Annotated in this window: 17 protein-coding genes; 9 read left to right on the top strand and 8 right to left on the bottom strand. The window is 64.2% G+C overall.

Annotation, left to right across the window (positions count from 1 at the left end; translation table 11 throughout):
* The first annotated feature begins 53 nt into the window (after positions 1 to 53).
* Positions 54 to 839, top strand: a complete 786-nt coding sequence (locus tag DBO85_RS13910) for a TSUP family transporter (protein WP_108107870.1) — start codon at positions 54 to 56, stop codon at positions 837 to 839.
* On the opposite strand, the gene nudC is transcribed toward DBO85_RS13910, so the two are convergent.
* The 7 genes from nudC to DBO85_RS13875 form a co-directional block, all read right to left on the bottom strand.
* Positions 807 to 1,628 (bottom strand): NAD(+) diphosphatase, encoded by an 822-nt coding sequence (nudC, locus tag DBO85_RS13905; RefSeq protein ID WP_108107869.1) that lies wholly within the window; start codon positions 1,626 to 1,628, stop codon positions 807 to 809. The two genes, DBO85_RS13910 and nudC, sit on opposite strands and share 33 nt — an antisense overlap.
* The gene (locus DBO85_RS13900; protein ID WP_108107868.1) at positions 1,628 to 3,304 is read right to left on the bottom strand and encodes a ferrous iron transporter B; all 1,677 of its coding nucleotides are present in this window, start codon (positions 3,302 to 3,304) and stop codon (positions 1,628 to 1,630) included. Before DBO85_RS13900 ends, nudC begins: the two co-directional genes overlap by 1 nt.
* A 35-nt stretch (positions 3,305 to 3,339) precedes the next feature.
* Positions 3,340 to 4,152: a crotonase/enoyl-CoA hydratase family protein gene (locus tag DBO85_RS13895; RefSeq protein ID WP_108108344.1), complete on the bottom strand. Its 813-nt coding sequence runs from the start codon at positions 4,150 to 4,152 to the stop codon at positions 3,340 to 3,342.
* 207 nt (positions 4,153 to 4,359) lie between these two features.
* A complete protein-coding gene (locus tag DBO85_RS13890) occupies positions 4,360 to 6,612 on the bottom strand; it encodes an Orn/Lys/Arg family decarboxylase (protein ID WP_108107867.1) in 2,253 nt (750 codons plus the stop codon).
* Positions 6,613 to 6,682: 70 nt separating this feature from the next.
* Positions 6,683 to 7,426, bottom strand: a complete 744-nt coding sequence (dnaQ, locus tag DBO85_RS13885) for a DNA polymerase III subunit epsilon (RefSeq protein WP_108108342.1) — start codon at positions 7,424 to 7,426, stop codon at positions 6,683 to 6,685.
* Positions 7,426 to 7,869, bottom strand: coding sequence for a ribonuclease HI (gene rnhA, locus DBO85_RS13880; protein ID WP_108107866.1), 444 nt, complete (start codon positions 7,867 to 7,869; stop codon positions 7,426 to 7,428). Before rnhA ends, dnaQ begins: the two co-directional genes overlap by 1 nt.
* A gap of 11 nt (positions 7,870 to 7,880) precedes the next feature.
* A complete protein-coding gene (locus DBO85_RS13875) occupies positions 7,881 to 8,633 on the bottom strand; it encodes a class I SAM-dependent methyltransferase (RefSeq protein WP_108107865.1) in 753 nt (250 codons plus the stop codon).
* Between the two features lie 214 nt (positions 8,634 to 8,847).
* On the opposite strand from DBO85_RS13875, the gene gloB reads away from it, so the two are divergent.
* Together gloB and DBO85_RS13865 are read left to right on the top strand one after the other, a co-directional pair.
* Positions 8,848 to 9,624, top strand: a complete 777-nt coding sequence (gene gloB, locus DBO85_RS13870; protein WP_108107864.1) for a hydroxyacylglutathione hydrolase — start codon at positions 8,848 to 8,850, stop codon at positions 9,622 to 9,624.
* A gap of 100 nt (positions 9,625 to 9,724) precedes the next feature.
* Positions 9,725 to 11,305 carry a lytic transglycosylase gene (locus DBO85_RS13865; RefSeq protein WP_108107863.1) on the top strand — a complete coding sequence of 527 codons (1,581 nt, stop codon included), beginning with the start codon at positions 9,725 to 9,727 and terminating at the stop codon, positions 11,303 to 11,305.
* Between the two features lie 7 nt (positions 11,306 to 11,312).
* On the opposite strand, the gene DBO85_RS13860 is transcribed toward DBO85_RS13865, so the two are convergent.
* Entirely contained in the window at positions 11,313 to 12,752 is a 1,440-nt protein-coding gene (locus DBO85_RS13860; RefSeq protein WP_108107862.1) for an HDOD domain-containing protein, read from the bottom strand.
* A gap of 140 nt (positions 12,753 to 12,892) precedes the next feature.
* Between DBO85_RS13860 and DBO85_RS13855 the strand changes: the two genes are divergently transcribed.
* The 6 genes from DBO85_RS13855 to fabI are packed head-to-tail and all read left to right on the top strand — an operon-like array spanning position 12,893 to position 21,108.
* Entirely contained in the window at positions 12,893 to 14,722 is a 1,830-nt protein-coding gene (locus DBO85_RS13855) for an extracellular solute-binding protein (RefSeq protein ID WP_108108340.1), read from the top strand.
* Positions 14,719 to 16,566, top strand: a complete 1,848-nt coding sequence (locus tag DBO85_RS13850; protein ID WP_108107861.1) for an extracellular solute-binding protein — start codon at positions 14,719 to 14,721, stop codon at positions 16,564 to 16,566. Before DBO85_RS13855 ends, DBO85_RS13850 begins: the two co-directional genes overlap by 4 nt.
* 3 nt (positions 16,567 to 16,569) lie before the next feature.
* Positions 16,570 to 17,655 carry a microcin C ABC transporter permease YejB gene (locus DBO85_RS13845; RefSeq protein WP_108107860.1) on the top strand — a complete coding sequence of 362 codons (1,086 nt, stop codon included), beginning with the start codon at positions 16,570 to 16,572 and terminating at the stop codon, positions 17,653 to 17,655.
* Positions 17,656 to 17,659: 4 nt separating this feature from the next.
* Positions 17,660 to 18,679, top strand: coding sequence for an ABC transporter permease (locus DBO85_RS13840; RefSeq protein ID WP_108107859.1), 1,020 nt, complete (start codon positions 17,660 to 17,662; stop codon positions 18,677 to 18,679).
* A 1-nt stretch (position 18,680) separates the two neighbouring features.
* The gene (locus DBO85_RS13835) at positions 18,681 to 20,294 is read left to right on the top strand and encodes an ABC transporter ATP-binding protein (RefSeq protein WP_108107858.1); all 1,614 of its coding nucleotides are present in this window, start codon (positions 18,681 to 18,683) and stop codon (positions 20,292 to 20,294) included.
* A 19-nt stretch (positions 20,295 to 20,313) separates the two neighbouring features.
* Positions 20,314 to 21,108: an enoyl-ACP reductase FabI gene (gene fabI, locus DBO85_RS13830; protein ID WP_108107857.1), complete on the top strand. Its 795-nt coding sequence runs from the start codon at positions 20,314 to 20,316 to the stop codon at positions 21,106 to 21,108.
* Positions 21,109 to 21,150: the final 42 nt, after the last annotated feature.

Below are 21,150 nucleotides of genomic sequence, written 5' to 3'. Positions count from 1 at the left end.
CCGAACGCCCACCAGCCGACGCCTTCACAATCGTCACACAAGTCGATCTTTTGATGCCTTTTTCTGCGGAACTCTTCCTCGATCCGACCACGCTGGCGCTGCTTGCCGGTGTAGCCTTCCTCGCCGGCTTCATCGATGCCATCGCCGGCGGCGGCGGACTGCTGACCATTCCGGCGTTACTCACCGCCGGACTGCCGCCGCACCTGGTGCTGGGCACCAACAAGCTGTGCGCCACCTTCGGCTCTGCCACCGCCAGTTTCACCTTCTTCCGGCGTCGGCTGTTCTCCCCCGGCGCGTGGCGCCACGGGCTTGTTGCGACCGGCATTGGAGCAACGCTGGGCGCCCTGTTCGCCCATCACCTGCCGGCCAGCTGGTTGAACCAGGCATTGCCGGTGATCGTGTTCTGCTGCGGGCTGTACATGCTGCTGGCACGTACCCCGACTGCCGTTGCCGATGCAGACTGCCGACCAGCCGCCCGGCGGCAATGGCCGCAAGGCCTGGGCCTGGGCTTCTACGATGGCGTGGCCGGGCCGGGCACCGGCGCTTTCTGGACGGTCAGCAGCCTGCTGCTCTACCCGCTCGATCTGCTGCGCGCCAGTGGCGTGGCACGCAGCATGAACTTCGTCAGCAACGCCGCGGCGTTAACGGTCTTCGCCCTGCACGGCCAGGTCGCCTGGCTGCTGGGCATCAGCATGGGGCTGGCACTGATGACCGGCGCCTACCTGGGCGCGCGCGCAGCCATCGGCGGCGGCGCGCGCTTCATCCGCCCGCTGTTCATTCTGATGGTGATGGCGCTGACGCTGCGGCTAGTCTGGCAGCACTGGATCGGGCAAGCCTGAGCGGCGCGCCAGATAAAGGTCGATGAGATAGCGCGAGATCGAGCGCGGCGGTGGCAGCATCGGCAGCTGGTCCGGGGAGAACCAGCGCGCATCCTCGATCTCGCCGGGCTCGGGAACTATGTCGCCGGATTCATAGCGGGCATGGAAACCGAGCATCAGCGAATGCGGGAACGGCCAGCCCTGGCTGCCGACGTACTGCAGATCACGCACCTGCAGGCCGACCTCTTCCTGCACCTCGCGATGCACGCACTGCTCGACCGACTCGCCTGGCTCGACGAAGCCGGCCAGGGTGCTGTACATCCCCGGCGGAAAACGCTCGGAGCGCGCCAGAAGAATTTCATCGCCGCGGGTGATCAGCACGATCATGCTCGGCGACAGACGCGGATAGTGCTGCAGATCGCAGTTGGGGCAATGCATCATCCGCTCGCCGGCAGTTGCCTGCATGCGTCCACCGCAGCTGCCGCAGAAACGATGCTGGCGTAGCCAGGTGCCGATCTGCGTCGCATAGCCGAGCATGCGAAAGGTGTCCTGTTCGGCGCCCATGAGGAACTGGCGAAGGCCCTGCCAGGAACAGCCGGGCATCTCGACCGGTCGATCCAGCTCGAACAGATGCACCGGTTGCCCCTCGAACCAGCCCAGCGGCTGCTCCGCCAGCAGCGGCAGCTCCTGGCGCCTCAGCCATTCACGCGGAAACAGCAGTCCGTTGGCGTCGGCAAGGAAGCTCTGACGATAATGAGCCAGCGCCCAGCCGCCAGACTCCTGCGGATGGCCGGAGACCCAGCGCTGCATCAGGCGCTGGCCTCCATGCCGAGGACGCGAACGCTCTCCTCGGCCAGATCGAGCACGCTGGGCTGGGTCTCGGGACGCAGCACCGCACCGGCCTCGAGGTAGTACTCCAGGCTGCTGAGGGCATCGGCGAGGGTCTCCAGCATCTGCTCCGACGGCATCTGGGTAGTCTCGAGCATATGCCGCTCGATGTACTGGCCGCAGGCGTTGACCAGCATCGCCGCACGCGGTTGCTCAAGGAACGCCAGACCGCCACGCACCGCCTGCAGACTGTAGGGCACGTTGGCCAGGTGCAGCTTGTCGCCATTGGATTCCAGGTAGGAGGTGATCGCCCGCTTGGCCATCGACAGTCCTGCCTGCGCTTCGTCCACCACGACGATTCGCGCCTCGTTGAGCTGATGCTCGGCGAAGGAACGACTCTGCTGGGCTTCATCGGCACGACCGTTGCGCTGATCGCGACGCTCGCCGCGCTCGAGGCTCGCCACCATGCTCTCGACGTAGAGAACCGCTTCGGCCAGTGCATTGAGCGTACCCGGCTCTGGCGTCGCGCCTTCGGCCCAGGCGCTGACCGCTGGCAGCTGGGCTGCCAGCGAATTCGCCGCGGAAGTCAGGCCAACCATGCTCAGAGTCTTGCTCAGCTTGCCCAGCAGGCTGTGCAGGGCGACCAGGCTTTCGTTCGGCAGGTTGCCGCGCTCCATCAGGTCGAGCATGTCCTTGACGCTGGCCAGCTCCTCGCGGATCGCCGAGGAAAGCGAGCGCATGACTGTCTGGCCCGGGCCGGTGAGGCGCTGATAGCCCTCCTCGAGCATATGGTCGGTGAACGGCAGCGGCGTGAGGCCGAACACCTCGCGCAACTGGCTGGCCAGCGGACCCTGGCTGTCGGCCAGGGCGACCAGATAGAGCAGCTCCTTGAGCAGGCTGCGCGGTGCTTCGTACTGACTGTTGGCAAGCATCTGCTTGAGCTCGCGATCCATCCGCGAAAACAGCTGCTTGCGCGACTTGCGCGGCAGCAGCTGACCATCGATCTGCGCTTCCAGGGCCGCGGCACCGACCCAGCACAGGCGCGCCCGCGGCTCGTTGGAAAACAGGCTGTCGAGTCGTGCCAAGGCGCGCGCCATCAGTTTCAGACCGGCCTGCGACTGGTCGCGGATGAAGCCCAGCAGGCCGAGCTGGTACATGTGCCGCATGCGCCGGCCTTCATGCGCCTGCTCTGCGGAATCCAGCGGACTGGGCGGCGTCCGCGGCCTGGCCTGATCGAGGCGGACACTGAAGAAGAAGCTCTCCGGCAACGCCGGCTGGCCACCGGCGCCGCGCAGCGCGTTGATCGCCGGCAACAGCAACTCGGGGATTTCCTGGCGATGTGAATCCATGCCTTCGAGGTACTGACGCAACACGTGCAGCGCGTTGCTCAGCGCCGCGAGCTGAACGTCGCGCTCCTCGCCTGCGCCGGCAGGAATGTCGGTAGCCTGGTCGAGGACTTCCTGCGCCAGCAACTCGGCACCGGCCAGCTCGATCAGACTGAGGGTGCCACGCACCTGCTTCAGGCTTTCGACCGCCTGCTGCAGCAGACTGCCGTTGTGCCGATCGGCAATGAAATGCTCCAGGCTCAGCTCGGCCTCTTCCATGGTCGCGAACAGCTCGTCACGAACCAGATTGAGCGATGTAGCTCCAGTGGCCATAGGGTTGCGCCTCCCGCGCGGTATTACAGGTGACGTCAGTCGGCGAATTCGGGCTTCTGCTTGCTCATGTGCGCAGCCATGGCGATCCGCAGATCCTCCGACTGCAGCATGGCGGCGTTCCAGGTAGCGATGTATTCGAGGCCGTCATCGACACGATGGTCACGCATGTAGCGAATCATTTCCTTGGTGCCGCGCACCGCCACCGGGGACTTGGCGGCGATCTCGCGGGCCAGTTGCATGACCCCTTCGAGCAACGCCGCATGATCGGCATAGACCCGGTTCACCAAGCCCATCTCGCGCGCTTCCTCGGCGCCGACCATGCGCCCGGTGTAGGCCATCTCGCGCATCTGGCCATCGCCGATGATCCGCGGCAGACGCTGCAGGGTGCCGACATCGGCGGCCATGCCCATGTCGATTTCCTTGATCGAGAACTGTGCGTCAGCTGCCGCGTAGCGCATGTCGCAGGCCGAGATCAGATCGATCGCACCGCCCAGGCAGTAGCCATGCACCGCCGCCAGGACCGGCTTGCGGCAATTGTCGACGGCGTTGAAGGACGCTTGCAGGGTCAGGATCATCCGCCGCAGCTTTTCGGCATTGCGGCCGACGTCGCGACCCTGCTGGTTGCCGGCCTGGGCCAGCATCATCAGATCGATGCCGGAAGAAAAGTGCTTGCCGACACCGGAAATCACCACGGCGCGGACTTCGTCGGTCGCTTCGATCCAGTTGAAGATCTCGATGATCTCCGGCCAGAAGTCAGCATTCATGGCGTTGATCTTGTCCGGGCGATTGATCGCAACATGGGCGATCTTATCTGCCAACTCGACACGAAAGGCTTTGTAGTCGGACACGGGCAGGGGAACCTCGAAACGGCAACGGAGCATCTGCGGATGTCCGTGCATCTTATTGATAATTAGCCGCGCAACTATAACAAGCGAGGCGCAAAAGTCGATGCTGGCCTCTGTGACGCGCGGCACGCCTGAATACCTGAGCGCGGCTTTCAAACGCGCTACAGACAAGCCGCCACGCATGGCGGCGGAAAAATCCTGGCCGCCCGGTCAGGGCTCAACAATGCAGTCGACGGTATAGGGTGCCAGCGGATCCTTCTCGTCGGGCTGCAGACCATGCACATCGGCATCGAAGCCAGGAAATTCGCGGTTGAAGTTCCGCGCGAACAGAAGGTAATCGATGATCGCCTGGGCGCCTGCACTGAACCGCTCGCCCGGCATGATCAGGGGTATGCCTGGCGGATACGGCACCAGCATGACGGCGGCGATACGCCCCTGCAGACGATCGATGGGCACCGCCTCGACATTGCCGCGCACCAGTTGGTCGTAGGCATCGGCTGGCTTCATCACCAGCTCCGGCAACTGGCTGTACATGCGCCGCAGTGCCTTGGCGGTGGCGTTCTCGCGGTAGCAATGATGCAGCGCATCGCACAGATCGCGCAGGCCCATGCCCTGATAGCGCGCCGCCACGCGGGCAATGCTGGGCAGCGCTTCGACCAGTGGCAGATTGGCGTCGTACTGGCGTTTGAATTCGAGCAGCTCGGTCAGCAGCGCGCTCCACTTGCCCTTGGTGATACCCATCGAGAACAGCACCAGGAACGAATACAGACCGGTCTTCTCCACCACCAGTCCACGCTCCCAGAGGAACTTGCTGACCACCGCCGCAGGGATGCCGCGCTCGTCCAGCCGCCCGCCTGCGGTGAGGCCGGGCATCACCAGGGTCACCTTGATCGGATCGAGCAGCACGTAATCCTCGGCCAGGTCGCCGAAGCCGTGCCAGTCCTCGTCAGGGCGCAGCGACCAGTCCTGCGGCAGCGGTCCCGCGTCGTCCACCGTCGGCGGCTGCCAGATGGCGAACCACCAGTCGTCTTCGGCCAGGTTGCGGCCCAGGCTCGCCAGCGCTCGGCGAAAGCTCAGCGCCTCGTCGAATGTCTCCTGGATCAACGACCGCCCGGCCGGCCCTTCCATCATCGCCGAGGCCACGTCCAGCGAAGCCAGGATGCTGTACTGCGGCGAGGTCGAGATGTGCATCATGAAGGCCTCGTTGAAGCGGTCGGCGTCGAAGCGGCGCTTGCCGCCATCCTGCACGTGGATCATCGACGCCTGGCTGAAGGCAGCAAGCAGCTTGTGCGTGGAGTGGGTGCTGAACACCAGCGGGCCCTGCTCGTCACCATAGGTGCCCATGCCGTAACGACCGGCGTAGAACTCATGAAAGGCGGCGTAGGCGAACCAGGCTTCGTCGAAATGCAGCACCTCAACCGCATCACCCAGCCCGCTGCGAATCATCTCGGCGTTGTAGCAGAGCCCGTCGTAGGTGCAGTTGGTCACCACCGCCAGGCGCACCCGGGCCTCCCGTCCTGCGGCCAGCGGGCAAGCGGCGACCTTGCGGGCGATCGACTCGGCCGTGAATTCGCTGGGCGGAATCGGGCCGATGATGCCCAGCTCGTTGCGGGTCGGCGTCAGGTACAGCGGGATCGCGCCGGTCATGATGATCGCGTGGAGGATCGACTTGTGGCAGTTGCGATCGACCAGTACCAGATCATCACGGCAGACCATGGCGTGCCAGACGATCTTGTTCGCGGTGGAAGTGCCGTTGATGACGAAGAAGGTGAAGTCGGCGCCGAAATTGCGCGCTGCCCGCGCTTCGGCTTCGCCCAGCGGACCGCTGTGATCGAGCAGCGAGCCCAGTTCCGGCACTGAAACCGACAGGTCCGAGCGCAACGTGTTCTCGCCAAAGAACTGGTGGAACGCTTGGCCGACCGGGCTCTTGCGATAGGCCACGCCACCGCCGTGACCGGGGGTATGCCAGGAGTAGTGCGACTGCGCCGTGTGCTGTACCAGTGCCTTGAAAAACGGTGGCAGCAGTCCGTCCAGATAGACCCGCACGGCACGAGCCACCTGACGCGCGAGGAAAGGCACGGTGTCTTCGAACAGATAGAGGATGCCGCGCAGCTGATTGAGGTCGGGGAAGGCTTCGGCCGGCGCGTTCTCGATGGTCAGTTGCTCGCCCACGGCAAAGATCGGCAGTTGCGGGGCCCGCGCCCGGGCGATGCGAATCAGCTCAAGCACCTCGCGCAAACGCTGCTGGCTGTCCCCTGCGCCTTCGGCCGCGACCAGAATGCAAGCCAGCCCGTGGTGGGTCGCCGCCACCAGGCGCGCCTCCTGCGCATGCACCGCGAACAGCACGGCGAAACCGCTGCGTTCAAGCTCTGCGGCAATCGCACGAATACGCTCGCCGGTCGCCGTGTCGGCCTTGATGTCGCGATGAACGATGAGAATCGGGAATTGCAGGTCGGCATGCATGGGCCTGGCCCCTGGGCAGAGATACTCTGCCTGAGACTACTCCAGCACCGCCGTGACTCCCAGCCACGCCTCAGGCTTCGGCGGCTTCACCCTCGAGACGAGCCCAGAGCGCGAGCGCACCGGCCGCCTTGGCGATCGCCGCCAGCCGCGCCTGATGCGCCTCGAGCTCCGCGGCACTGGCCTGCAGCACTGGCGTTCGCGGACGCTCGGCCGGCAGGCGGCGAATCTCGCTGGCAGCGGTACCGCCACCTTCCTGTCCGTCGGAGGCGTTACCGGCCAGCGACAGGCTGGTCTGGCCACCGGTCATGGTCAGGTAGACGTCGGCGAGAATCTCGGCATCGAGCAAGGCGCCGTGCAGATCACGGCCGGAGTTGTCGACGCCATAGCGCTTGCACAGCGCATCCAGGCTGTTGCGCTGCCCCGGGTGACGCTCGCGCGCCATCAGCAGGGTATCGAGAATGCTGCAGTAGTCGCTGACATCGGCACGCTCGCGCTGCCCGAGCAGAGCGAACTCGTTACTGATGAAGCCGATGTCGAACGCGGCGTTGTGGATGATCAGCTGCGCGCCCTCGATGAACTCGAAGAACTCGTCGGCGATATCACGAAAGCGCGGCTTGTCGAGGAGGAAGTCATCGGTAATGCCGTGCACCGCCACCGCGCCCTCGTCGACTTCGCGATCCGGCTGCAGGTAGACATGGTAGTGGCGACCGGTCGGCTTGCGGCCGAGCAGCTCGACACAACCGATCTCGATGATGCGGTGCCCATCGCCGACCGGCATGCCGGTGGTTTCGGTATCCAGTACGACACTGCGAATCATGCTCTTCTCACCTCGTCCACGCCGCGGTTGGCCAACTGGTCGGCCCGTTCATTGCCATGGTGGCCGGTATGTCCGCGCACCCATTCCCAGGTCACCTGGTGACGACCGACCTGCTCGTCGAGCAGTTGCCAGAGATCGGCATTCTTCACCGGCTGGCGGGCGGAGGTTTTCCAGCCGCGCTTCTTCCAGCCGGGCATCCACTCCTGGATGCCGCGCATGACGTATTCGGAGTCGGTGACCAGACGCACCTGGCAGGCACGCTTGAGCTCGCCCAGCGCACGAATGGCGGCCATCAGTTCCATGCGGTTGTTGGTGGTGGCCGGCTCGCCACCCCAGAGTTCGCGCTCGACACCCTTGCACACCAGCAGGGCGCCCCAGCCTCCCGGACCGGGATTGCCCTTGCAGGCCCCGTCGGTATAGATCTCGACGTAATCGCTCATCGACGCTTGAATCACTTTTCCGATTGGTGCCTGCTGACCTTGGCTACGGGCATCGGCACCAGCTTGCCCCTGGGCTCGCGGCGGCTGGGGCGTAACGGCCTCAGGCCGACCACCAGCTTGCGCGCCACGAGAATGTAGAATCCGGCCGCTGGCGCCTGCCAGCTGCTGCCGAAACGCTCGAGCCAGGCCAGGCGAGACTGCCAGGCCGGCGAAGCGAGCGGCGGACGATAGCACCCGACGCGGCGTTTCTCCAGAGCGAAGCCCAGCAGGTTCAGCCAGTCCACCAGGCGACTGGCGGAGATGCAGCGTGCTTCACCGAGCACATCCTGCGCCAGCACGCTGCGCAGCCCCCAGGTGCTGAACGGATTGATCCCGACTATTAGCAGGTGCCCTCCCGGCCGCACCGAATGCGCCGCTTCGCGCAGCAGCGCATGGGGCGAGAGCGAGAAGTCCAGCGCATGCTGCAGCACCACCACATCGGCCGCATGCTCGCACAGCGGCCAGGACTCTTCATCGCAGATGACATCGGCAGCACAGCCGTCGGGACCAAGGCGCACGTTGCGCTGAATCTGCGTGGCCTGCGCGGCGGAAGCACGCTGCATGCCGTAGTGCACCAGAAAACCGCCGAAGTATCGGGCCAGCTCCTCCTCGAGCAGACGGTGTTCCTCAGCGAGCAACAGATTGCCCAGTGGTGATTCGAGCCAGTCACGCACTCGCTCGGCATGATTCTGCGCCAGGTCGATCTTGTCGCTTGCGTCGCTCATCGAGTGCTCCACCCTGTTCGCTATCGGCGATTTCCGGCAAATCCGTTGAGGATCCACCGGTGCCGGCACTGCCGCATTGAAGATCCGCCGGCAGAGGCTGGCTGATCGCCCAGCCTCCCCACCCTGCTGCTGCCCGTTGCGCATGAGGTCGGCTTGCCAGATCGGCAGCAGGCTCTAAGATTGCGCCAAAGCCTGCGCCATGACGAGTCCAGCCGTGATCAAGATCGACGCCCTGCCCGCGTTCACCGACAACTATATATGGCTGCTGCAGGACCCCGGCAGCCAACGCTGCGCGGTCGTAGACCCCGGCGATGCCGCCCCGGTTCGCCAGTGGCTGGCCGAGCATCCGCAGTGGCAGCTCAGCGACATCCTGATCACCCATCACCACTATGACCACGTAAATGGCGTCGAGTCGCTGAAGCAGGCATTCGGCGCACGCGTCCATGGCCCTGCTGGCGACAAGATTGCCCACCTCGTTGATCAGACGCTGCAGGAGGGCGACACGCTGGACGTGCTCGGCATGCAGCTGCGGGTGCTCGAAGTGCCGGGACATACTCTTGACCACATCGCCTACTACCATGCCCGGACACCGCTGCTGTTCTGCGGTGACACGCTGTTCGCCGCCGGCTGTGGGCGCCTGTTCGAAGGCAGCGCGGCGCAGATGCATGCCTCCCTGCAACACCTCGCGGCGCTACCGGAACTGACGCGGATCTACTGCACCCACGAATACACCCTGGCCAACCTGCGCTTCGCCGCTACCGTCGAGCCCGGCAACCGTCTGGTCGGCAATCGCCTGAGCCAGGTACAGTCACTGCGCGAGCAGGGAGGCTGCAGCCTGCCGAGCAACCTTGCGCTGGAGCTTGCCACCAATCCTTTTTTGCGCTGCACGCAGCCTGAAGTGATCGCCAGTGTTCGCCAGCCGGAAGACCCGCAGACACTGGGCGCGGAGGAAGTCTTCACCCGCCTGCGTCGCTGGAAGGATGGATTCTGACCATTCGGTCACGTCACATCCTTGGCGCTCAAAGCTTGACCCTCCAGGGGTGCGTTCCTAGAATCGCCGGTCCCCAACGCCCGGAACTCACCCCAAGCCAATGTGGTCGCCGACTAACGGAACACCTCGACTCGTAGTATTGGCACGGTGCGCACGCGCCCTGATCCTACCCGCCCTTCTCACCCTGGCGGGTTGCCAGAACCTGCAGGTCGGCGCGCCGGAAGATCCGGGGCTGGACACCGATCGGGCGCTGGCCCTGGATGATCGGCGCGAGTGGCTGGAAGAGCCCGTCAGCAGCCTGCCGACCGACGTCTGGGAGCGCATGCGTATCGGCTTCCAGCTGCAGGAGCAGATTGCCAGCAATCCGCGCATCGAGCGTCAGCGGCTGTGGTTCGCCAGCAATCCGCGGCATATGCAGGTCCTCGGCGAGCGCGGCAGCCTTTATCTGCACTATGTCGTCGAACGTCTCGAGGAGCGCGGCATGCCGCTCGAGCTGGCCCTGTTGCCGGCAATCGAGAGCGCCTACAACCCGCTCGCCTACTCGCATGCCCACGCCGCCGGGCTCTGGCAATTCATTCCCTCCACCGGTCGGCATTTCAATCTGCGCCAGACCAACTGGTACGACGGCCGTCGCGACATCACCGCCTCCACCGACGCAGCCCTGACCTACCTGGGCCGTCTGCACGAGATGTTCAACGGTGACTGGCTGCTGGCACTGGCGGCCTACAACGCCGGCGAAGGCACGGTCAGCCGGGCAATCGAGCGCAATCAGAAGCTCGGACTGCCCACCGACTACTGGAACCTGCCGCTGCCCAAGGAAACCCAGGACTACGTGCCCAAGCTGCTGGCCCTGTCCCAGGTGGTACGTACGCCGGAAGCCTACGGGCTGAACCTAGCACCCATCGCCAACGAACCCTACTTCGAACAGGTGCAGATCAAGCAGCGCCTGGACCTGAATCGGGTAGCCAAGCTGGCCGAACTGGAATTGGACGAACTGCAGGCACTGAATCCGGCCTACAAGCAGCGCATCACCATGGACGGCCCGGATCACCTGCTGGTGCCGACCGCCAAGGCCGAGCTACTCGCCGCCAACCTGAGTCTGCTCGGCGACAAGGAACTGGTCGACTGGCAGCAATACACCGTACGGCCCGGGGACAGCCTGCACGCCATCGCCTATCGCCACCAGCTCACGGTCAACACCCTCAAGGAGATCAACGAGCTCAAGGGCAACCACCTGCGCATCGGCCAGGTCCTCAGCATTCCCGCCATACCCGGCAGCAGCAGTCTGGAGCGGGTTGCCAGCAACAGCAGCCCGGCGCCCGCAAGTCGGCAGTACAAGGTGAAAAGTGGCGACAACCTCTGGCAGATCGCGCGCGACAACGGCGTCTCGGTAACGGATCTCAAGCGCTGGAACAGCCTGCAAGGTAACGCGCTGAAGCTTGGCCAGGTGCTGCGCATCGAGAGCGGCAGCCCTGCGACTAGCCTGCCCGGCAACGTGGCCAGCCGGCAGAACGCCGCCCGCCAGAACATTACCTATTACCAGGTGCGTCGGGGCGACTCGCTGTACCTGATCGCCAAGCGCTTCAAGGTCGATCTGGCACACCTGCAACGCTGGAACCCGCGCACAGGCCCGAGCAGCCTCAAGCCAGGCCAGACCCTGACCCTGTATCTGGCCAACTGACTGCGCCTCAGCGCCGGCCGAGCGCGTCCAGACAGCGCCCGGCCAACTGGGTGAAGCGCTGAAAGGCAACGAACTGCTCGTGCCTCAGCGCTCTGCCGCTGATCCGGCAGTCCGCATACAGCACGCCAACCTCGCGATTGCCGGCAAGCACCGGGGCAATGAAGAACATGCCCTGCCCGAGCAGCCCACGCAGCGGCAGCGGTACCAGTTCATCCAGGCTGTAGCTGGCCGGGACCCCCATCCACAGAGTCTCGCGGGCACGCAGCACGTAGCTGAAGATGTGCGGCTGCTCGGGCTGCTCCACCGGCAAGACGAATGCCTCCCGCCACTGCGCACTGCCCTCGCCGACCGCCAGCTTGCAGCGAAAGCGCGTCTGCTTGTCCGCCAGGACCGACAGCATCACTCGCTCCAGGCCTGCGCCTTCATGCAGACCGCGCATCAGGGTGTCGAGGATCAAGCCGAGATCTGCCTTGGCTGAAACCATCAGGCCAAGGTCCTGCAGTGCCTGCTGCATGATCAGAAGGTTCGGCTGCAGCAGGCTGGCCTTGCGCGCGGCCTGGCGCAAACGCACCTGCTCCGGATCGGTACTGGGTATCAATGCACTCAGACGTTCGGCGCCGAAGCTGGCAGCCACTGCAACGGTCTCGTCGGCGCTGGCCAGCACCTGAGCCAGAGCATCCTCCGGGCTGACGCCAATGAACTCGGCAAGCTGTGCGACCAGCGTCTCCATTTCCGGGGAATCCCAGCCATCCAGCGCCGCCGCGCTGATTCGCTCACCCAGCGCAATCGCCCGCACCGCCGGATCCGATGCATTGCCACTGTGCGACAGGGTGGCCAGCTCGCCGAGATTCCAGGCCTTGAGCAGTCCCAGGGTCAACTGGCGGAAACTGGTTCCGAGGACCTGCTGCACGGCCTCCTCGAAGCGGGCTCCCGGCTGCTCGAGGTTGCGCGCAAGCTCTTCCGCCTGATCTCCGGCACAGCCCCAGAAAGCCAGCTCGCCAAGGTGGAAGAGCAACGCCGCAATGAACACCTCTTCCTTGTCGCGAGCCAGGACGTAGTCGGAAATATTGCGCGCCTGCACGGCGGCGTGAAACGAGCGCGCCAGCAGCTCCAGCAACTGATCGCGATTGGTTTTGCCGAGCAGGCCGTCGATCAGGCTGACCGACAACGCAATCAGCCGCACATTCTCGAAGCCGATCAGCACGATGGCCCGGGAGATGGTTCTGATCGGTTCGCAGGCCGGGTTGAAATACACACTGCCCCCGACCCGCAGAACCTTGGCAGTCAGTGCCGCGTCGCGCAGCAGGACATCGGCCAGCTGCTGCACCGAGGACTTCTCTTCGCGCGCCAGGCGCTGCAACTCCCCTACGACGGAGGCCAGGGCCGGTAACTCGGCCTGGCCCAATTTGGCGATCCATGCCTCAAGTCCGAAACTTCGATCGCCCAAGATGCACCCTCATGTTTTTTCAAATTATTACCAGCTTACACCCGCAGCAGCTCCGCTCGGGCATGCTTTTTCCTGTCTATACAAGCTGTTACTGTAGGGCCCCGAAGCCAAAGCTGCCACGGATCGGACCACTCTTGCTGATGCGTCTCACCACTTTCACGATCCTGCTTCTGCTGAGCTGCCTGCCGGCTCGCGCCGAGGTCATCCGCAGCCACGGCTATGCCCAGTTCGGCACCCTCAAGTACCCCGCCAGCTTCAGCCATTTCGACTGGGTCAACCCGGACGCTCCCAAGGGCGGCACACTGCGAATGATGGCCTCCGGCACCTTCGACACCCTCAACCCCTATACGCTCAAGGGCACCAGCCCGTCGGGCACCGGCAACTTCCTGCAGTACGGCGTCAGCGAACTCAACGAAACGCTGATGGCCGGCACCGGCATCTATGACCCTTCCGGCGACGAGCCCGCCAGCAGCTACGGACTGATTGCCGAGAGCGTCGAATACAGCACCGACCGCAGCTGGGTGGTATTCAACCTGCGCAAGCAGGCGCGCTTTCATGATGGCAAGCCGATCACCGCCTACGACGTCGCCTTTTCCTACCGAACCCTGCTGAAGAAGGGCCATCCGCTGTACCGCACCCAGCTGCAGGAAGTGAAGCGCGTCGACATTCTCGGTCGCCACCGCATTCGCTTCGTTTTCCGCCGTTCCGGCAATCCGCTGCTGATCCTGCGCATGGGCGAGCTGCCGGTTCTGCCGCAGCACTACTGGAAGGATCGCGACTTCACCCTGACCAGCTTCGAGCCACCGCTGGGCAGCGGCCCGTATCGCATTACCCAGGTGCAGCCTGGCAAGCGCCTGGTGTTCGAGCGCGTGCGCAACTGGTGGGGCGAGAAGCTGCCGGTGAATCGCGGCAAATACAATTTCCAGCGGGTCGAGGTCGAGTTCTATCGCGACAGCAGCATGGCCTTTGAATCATTCAAGGCCGGCGAATTCGACATCTACATCGAGAACCAGGCGAAGAACTGGGCCAATGGCTATCAGTTCCCCGCGGTCCTGCGCGGCGAGGTCATCCAGGCCGAGATCGCCCACAGCATTCCCACCCAGACCCAGGCACTGTTCATGAACACCCGTCGCCCGCTGTTCGCCCGCCGCGAACTGCGCGAAGCGCTGGGGCTGATGTTCGACTTCGAATGGAGCAACCGCGCACTGTTCAACGGTGCCTACCGCCGCTCCACCAGCTACTACCCCAACAGCGAGTTCGCCGCCACCGGGATACCCGAGGGCGCCGAGTGGCTGCTGCTTTCTCCGTTCCGCAAACAGTTGCCGGCCGAGCTGTTCACTCAACCCTTCGAACTGCCGCGCACCGAGGGCCAGGGCATACCGCGCGAAAGTCTGCGGCGCGCCATGGCGTTGCTCGCCAAGGCCGGCTGGACACCCACCAATGAGGGCATGCGCGATGCCAGCGGGCGCCCGCTGCGTTTCGAGATACTGCTGGTCAACCCGAATCTGGAGCGCATCCTCACCCCTTACCGGGAAAATCTGTCCCGGCTCGGCATCGACGTCAGCCTGCGCACGGTCGATCGCGCCCAGTACAAACAGCGCCTGGACCATTTCGACTTCGACATGGTTCTGCTGACCCTGCCACAGACGCTGAGCCCCGGCCTGGAGCAGTCTATGTACTTCCACTCGAGCCAGGCGCAGGTCCAGGGCGGGCGCAACTATGCCGGGGTGGCGAACCCGGCGGTGGATGCGATGATCGAAAAGCTGCTTGCCGCCAGCACCCGCGACGAACAGGTCGCCGCCACCCGGGCACTGGACCGGGTGCTGCTCTGGCAGTACTACAGCATTCCCAACTGGTACATAGACCACCATCGGGTGGCCTACCGTGACCGTTTCGCCTTCGTGAAAACGCCACCCTATACCCTCGGCCTGCGCAGCTGGTGGCTGAAACCTTCGGAGACCACGCAATGACAGTTCTGACTCGCCGTCTCTTGCCCCTTGCCGCCGCGCTGCTGATGCTGGCCCAGGCAGCACAGGCCGCGCCGCAGCATGCCATGACACTGTATGGCGAGCCCCCCCGTTACTCGGCGAACTTCAAGCATTTCGGCTACGTCAATCCGGACGCCCCCAAGGGCGGAACCCTGCGACTCTCTGGCAACGGCAACTTCGACAGCTTCAATCCGTTCATCAACAAGGGCGTCGCGGAGGAGAACATCGGGCTGATCTACGAGACCCTGACCTACCAGAGCCCCGACGAGCCCTTCACCATCTACGGCCTGCTGGCCGAGCGCATGGAGCGCGCCAGCGACCACAGCTGGGTACGCTTCCACCTCAACCCCAAGGCGCGCTTCCATGACGGCCAGCCGGTGACCGCCGAAGACGTCAAGTTCAGCTTCGAGACACTGACCACCAAGGGCCATCCGCACTATCGCTCCTACTATGCGGACGTCGAGACGGTCGAGGTGGAGGCGCCCCTGGTGGTGCGCTTCAACTTCAAGCACGGCGGCAACCGCGAGCTGCCGCTGATCCTCGGCCAACTGACGGTACTGCCCAAGCACTGGTGGGCCGAGCGCGATTTCGAGAGCGGCAACCTGGAGCCGCCACTGGGCAGCGGCCCCTACCGCATCGCCAGGCTCAACGCCAAGCAGAGCGTGCGCTATGAGAAGGTCGCGGACTGGTGGGGCGCCGATTTGCCGGTCAACCGCGGCATGTACAACTTCGACACCATTCGCGTCGACTACTACCTAGACGGCGGCGTCGCACTGGAGGCTTTCAAGGCAGGCCAGTTCGACTATCGACTTGAGATGAGCGCGAAGAACTGGGCGACCGCCTACGACACACCCGCGCTGAAGGCCGGAAAGCTGGTCAAGGTGGAGCTGAAGAACCACAACCCCAGCGGCATGCAGGGTTTCGTCTTCAATATCCGCAGAGCGCAGTTCCAGGATCCGCGGGTGCGTGAAGCTATCGGTCTGCTGTTCGACTTCGAATGGGCCAATCGCAGCCTGTTCTACGGCGCCTACACCCGCAGCCAGAGCTACTTCGACAACTCCGAACTGGCCTCCAGCGGCCTGCCGGACAAGGACGAGCTGAAGATTCTCGAACCACTGCGCGAGCAGCTGCCGCCGCGGGTATTCACCGAGGAATACCGCAGCCCCAAGACCGACGGCAGCGGCATCATCCGTGAGCAGCAACGGCGCGCCTTCCAGCTGTTCCAGCAGGCTGGCTGGCGGGTCGAGAACGACCGCATGCTCGACGCCGAAGGCAAGCCAGTGGAGATCGAGTTTTTATTGGTGCAGACCGAGTTCGAGCGGGTGCTGCTACCGTTCAAGCGCAACCTGCAGGATCTGGGCATCACCCTCAACATCCGTCGCGTGGACACCTCCCAGTACGTCAACCGCATTCGCTCGCGCGACTACGACATGCTGGTCGGCGGCTTCGGCCAGTCCAGCACGCCGGGCAACGAGCAGATTGGCTACTGGCACTCGAGCAGCGCCGACAGCCCGGGTAGTCGCAACTTCATCGGCCTCAAGGATCCGGCCATCGACAGCCTGGTGGAACAGCTGATCAACGCCGACTCGCGCAAGAAGCTGGTCACCCATACCCGTGCGCTGGACCGCGCCCTGCTCTGGGGCCACTACGTAGTACCGAACTGGCACATCGATACCTGGCGCGTAGCCTACTGGGATCACCTGCAGCGGCCGGAGCGCACGCCGCTGTACGACGTGGGCCTGCACACCTGGTGGATGAAACCCGAAGCGAAAGAGCCAGCTAACACGGCGGCGGAAGCGGCGCCCAGCGCCGCGCCGGAGCAATAGGCAATGCTGGCTTACATCGTCCGCCGCCTGCTACTGATCATCCCCACGCTGCTCGGCATCCTGCTGCTCAACTTCATCATCATCCAGGCCGCGCCAGGCGGCCCGGTCGAGCAGATGATCGCCAAGCTGGAAGGCTTCGATGCCGCTACCGGCGGCGCCACCAGCCGAATTTCCGGAGGCGGCGCCGAGGCCGGCGCTGCGGGCGCCAACTATCGCGGCGCCCAGGGCCTGGACCCGAAGCTGATCGAAGAAATCCGCGTCATGTACGGCTTCGACAAGAGCGCACCGGAGCGCTTCTGGATCATGCTCAAGAGCTACGCCCAGCTGGACTTCGGCAAGAGCTTCTTCCGCGATGCCCAGGTCACCGACCTGATCCTGGAAAAGATGCCGGTGTCCATCTCGCTCGGGCTGTGGAGCACGCTGATCATGTACCTGATCTCCATCCCGCTGGGGATCGCCAAGGCCACCCGTCACGGCAGCTCGTTCGATGTCTGGACCAGCTCGGCGATCATCGTCGGCTACGCCATTCCCGCCTTCCTGTTTGCCGTGCTGCTGATCGTGCTGTTCGCCGGCGGCAGCTACTTCAGCTGGTTTCCCTCACGCGGACTCACCTCGAACGACTTCGACGAGCTGAGCCTGACCGGCAAGATGCTCGACTACTTCTGGCACCTGGCATTGCCGATCACCGCGCTGGTAATCGGCAACTTCGCCACCCTCACCTTCCTGACCAAGAACAGCTTCCTCGACGAGATCGGCAAGCAGTACGTGGTCACCGCGCGCGCCAAGGGCCTGACCCAGAATCGCGTGCTCTACGGGCATGTGTTCCGCAATGCCATGCTGCTGATCATCGCCGGCTTTCCCAGCGCCTTCATCGGCATCTTCTTCACCGGCTCTTTGCTGATCGAGGTGATCTTCTCCCTCGACGGTCTCGGCCTGCTCGGCTTCGAGGCGGCGATCAGCCGCGACTACCCGGTGGTGTTCGGCACCCTGTTCATGTTCACCCTGCTCGGACTGGTGGTGAAACTGATCGGCGATATCACCTACACCCTGGTCGATCCGCGCATCGACTTCGACAGCAGGGAGGGTTGAGACGATGGCCCTTTCACCCATGAATCAGCGCCGGCTACAGCGCTTCAAGGCCAACAAGCGCGGTCGCTGGTCGCTGTGGATCTTCGGCGTGCTGTTCGTGCTCAGCCTCGGCGCCGAGCTGATCGCCAACGACAAGCCGCTGCTGATCAGCTATGACGGCGGTCTCTACTTCCCAGTGCTTGAGCGCTATCCGGAGACCACCTTCGGCGGCGAATTCCCGCTGCAGGCCAACTACAAGAGCCCGTACATCCAGGACCTGATCGCGGCCAAGGATGGCTGGATGATCTGGCCGCCGATCCGCTACAACTATTCGAGCATCAACTACGAGCTGCAGGTGCCCTCCCCCGCGCCACCCTCGCTGGAAAACCTGCTCGGCACCGACGACCAGGGCCGTGACGTGCTGGCCAGGGTCATCTACGGCTTTCGCATCTCCATCCTCTTCGCACTCACCCTGACCCTGGTCAGCTCGGTCATCGGCGTAGTCGCCGGCGCCCTGCAGGGCTTCTATGGCGGCTGGGTCGACCTGCTTGGTCAGCGTTTTCTGGAGATATGGTCCGGGCTACCAGTGCTGTTCCTGCTGATCATTCTCGCCAGCTTCGTGCAGCCGAACTTCTGGTGGCTGCTGGGAATCATGCTGCTGTTTTCCTGGATGAGCCTGGTCGACGTGGTCCGCGCCGAATTTCTCCGCGGCCGCAACCTCGAGTATGTGCGCGCCGCGCGGGCCCTGGGGATGGGCAATCGCGGCATCATGTTCCGCCACATCCTGCCCAACGCGATGGTCTCTACCCTGACCTTCATGCCGTTCATCCTCACCGGTGCCATCGGCACCCTGACCTCACTGGACTTCCTCGGCTTCGGCCTGCCCGCCGGTTCGCCCTCGCTGGGCGAGCTGGTCGCCCAGGGCAAGGCCAACCTGCAGGCACCCTGGTTGGGCCTGACTGCCTTTGCAGTGCTCGGCCTGATGCTGACGCTGCTGGTCTTCATCGGCGAGGCGGTGCGCGATGCCTTCGACCCCAGGAAATGACATGAGCGACGCAGAGAACCTCATCGAAGTACGCAATCTCGCCGTCGAGTTCCAGAGCGGCGACCAGCGCCAGCGTGCCGTGCAGGACGTGTCCTTCGAGATTCGCCGCGGCGAGACCCTGGCCCTGGTCGGCGAAAGTGGCTCAGGCAAATCGGTCACTGCGCATTCGATCCTGCGCCTGCTGCCCTACCCGATCGCCAGCCATCCGGCCGGCAGCATCCACTACGCCGGCAAGGATCTGCTCAGCCTGAATGAAAGGCAGATGCGCAGCTTGCGCGGCAACCGCATCGCCATGGTCTTCCAGGAGCCGATGACCTCGCTCAATCCGCTGCACACCATCGGCAAGCAGATCAACGAGGTGCTCGGCCTGCACAAGGGACTCAGCGGCAAGGCGGCGACCGCGCGCACGCTGGAGCTGCTCGAGCTGGTCGGCATTCCCGAGCCACGCAAGCGCCTGCGTGCCTATCCCCATGAGCTCTCCGGCGGCCAGCGCCAGCGGGTGGTCATCGCCATGGCTCTGGCCAACGAGCCGGAGCTGCTGATTGCCGACGAGCCGACCACCGCGCTGGACGTCACCGTCCAGCTGAAGATTCTCGATCTGCTAAAGGATCTGCAGGCTCGCCTGGGCATGGCCATCCTGTTGATCACCCATGACCTCAACCTGGTCCGCAGAATTGCGCATCGGGTATGTGTCATGCGCGCCGGTTGCATCGTCGAACAGGCGTCGTGTGAAAAGCTGTTCCAGTCGCCGCAGCATCCTTATACCCAGGAGTTGCTCGACGCCGAGCCGTCAGGCTCGCCCGTCACCGCAGAAGCGGCGGCGCCGCTGGTGGAAGTGGACAACCTGCGCGTGTGGTTCCCGATCAAGAAAGGCGTTCTGCGCCGCACCGTGGACCATGTCAAGGCAGTCGACGGAATCAACTTCAGCCTGCCGCGCGGTCAGACGCTCGGGATTGTCGGCGAAAGTGGCTCCGGCAAATCGACGCTAGGCATGGCGCTGTTGCGTTTGATCGGCAGCCAAGGCGCCATTCGCTTTCAGGACCAGGCCATCGATGGCCTGAGCCAGAAGCAGGTGCGGCCGCTGCGACGGCAGATGCAGGTGGTGTTCCAGGACCCCTATGGCAGTCTGAGTCCACGGATGTCGGTGGGCCAGATCGTCGGGGAGGGGCTGGATATCCATGGCATGGGAACCCGTGCCGAGCGGGAGCAGGCGATCATCGATGCGCTGGTGGAAGTGGGTCTCGACCCGCAGACCCGGCATCGTTATCCACACGAGTTTTCCGGCGGGCAACGGCAGCGTATCGCCATCGCCCGAGCCCTGGTGCTCAAGCCGGCGCTGATACTGCTCGACGAGCCGACGTCCGCGCTCGATCGCACGGTGCAGCGGCAGGTGGTCGAGCTGTTGCGTTCACTGCAGGCGAAGTACAACCTCACCTATCTGTTCATCAGCCATGACCTGGCGGTGGTCAGAGCCCTCAGTCACCAGTTGATGGTGATCAGGCAAGGCAAGGTGGTGGAACAGGGCCCGGCGGAAGCAGTCTTTTCGGCACCGCAACATGACTACACGCGGCAGCTTCTGGAAGCTGCCTTCATGGCTCCGGTAGCCAACGATTAATCAAGAGGGGTAACACAACATGGGATTTCTCGCAGGCAAGCGCGTACTGATCGTCGGCGTCGCCAGTAAACTCTCCATCGCTTCCGGCATTGCCGCCGCCATGCACCGTGAAGGCGCCGAACTCGCCTTTACCTACCAGAACGACAAGCTCAAGGGTCGCGTCGAGGAATTCGCCCAGGGCTGGGGCTCCAACCCCGAGCTGTGCTTCCCCTGCGATGTCGCCGACGATGCGCAGATTGTCAGTGTCTTCGAAGCACTGGCGAAGAAGTGGGACGGTCTGGACTGCATCGTTCATTCGGTGGGCTTCGCTCCCGGCGATCAGCTCGACGGCGACTTCACCGAAGTGACCACACGCGAAGGCTTCAAGATCGCCCATGACATCAGCGCCTACAGCCTGGTCGCCCTGGCCAAGGCCGGTCGCCCGCTGATGAAGGGCCGCAATGGCAGCGTATTGACGCTTTCCTACCTGGGTGCCGAGCGCACCATGCCCAACTACAACGTGATGGGCATGGCCAAGGCCAGCCTGGAAGCCGGTGTCCGCTACCTGGCTGGCAGCCTTGGCCCGGAAGGCACGCGGGTCAACTGCATCTCGGCAGGACCGATTCGCACTCTCGCCGCCTCCGGCATCAAGAGCTTCCGCAAGATGCTGGCTGCCAACGAGAAGCAGACCCCGCTGCGCCGCAACGTGACCATCGAGGAAGTCGGCAACGCCGGTGCCTTCCTCTGCTCCGATCTGGCCTCAGGCATCAGCGGTGAAATCCTCTATGTCGATGGCGGCTTCAACACCACTGCAATGGGTGCGCTGGAAGACTGAAGAAATCCGCTCAACAAAAAAGCCGCGTCGATACGCGGCTTT

The organism is Pseudomonas mangrovi, from assembly GCF_003052585.1.
GTDB lineage: Bacteria > Pseudomonadota > Gammaproteobacteria > Pseudomonadales > Pseudomonadaceae > Aquipseudomonas > Aquipseudomonas mangrovi.
The sequence above is the reverse complement of the archived record's forward strand: the minus strand, read 5'-3'. Positions and strand labels throughout refer to the sequence as shown.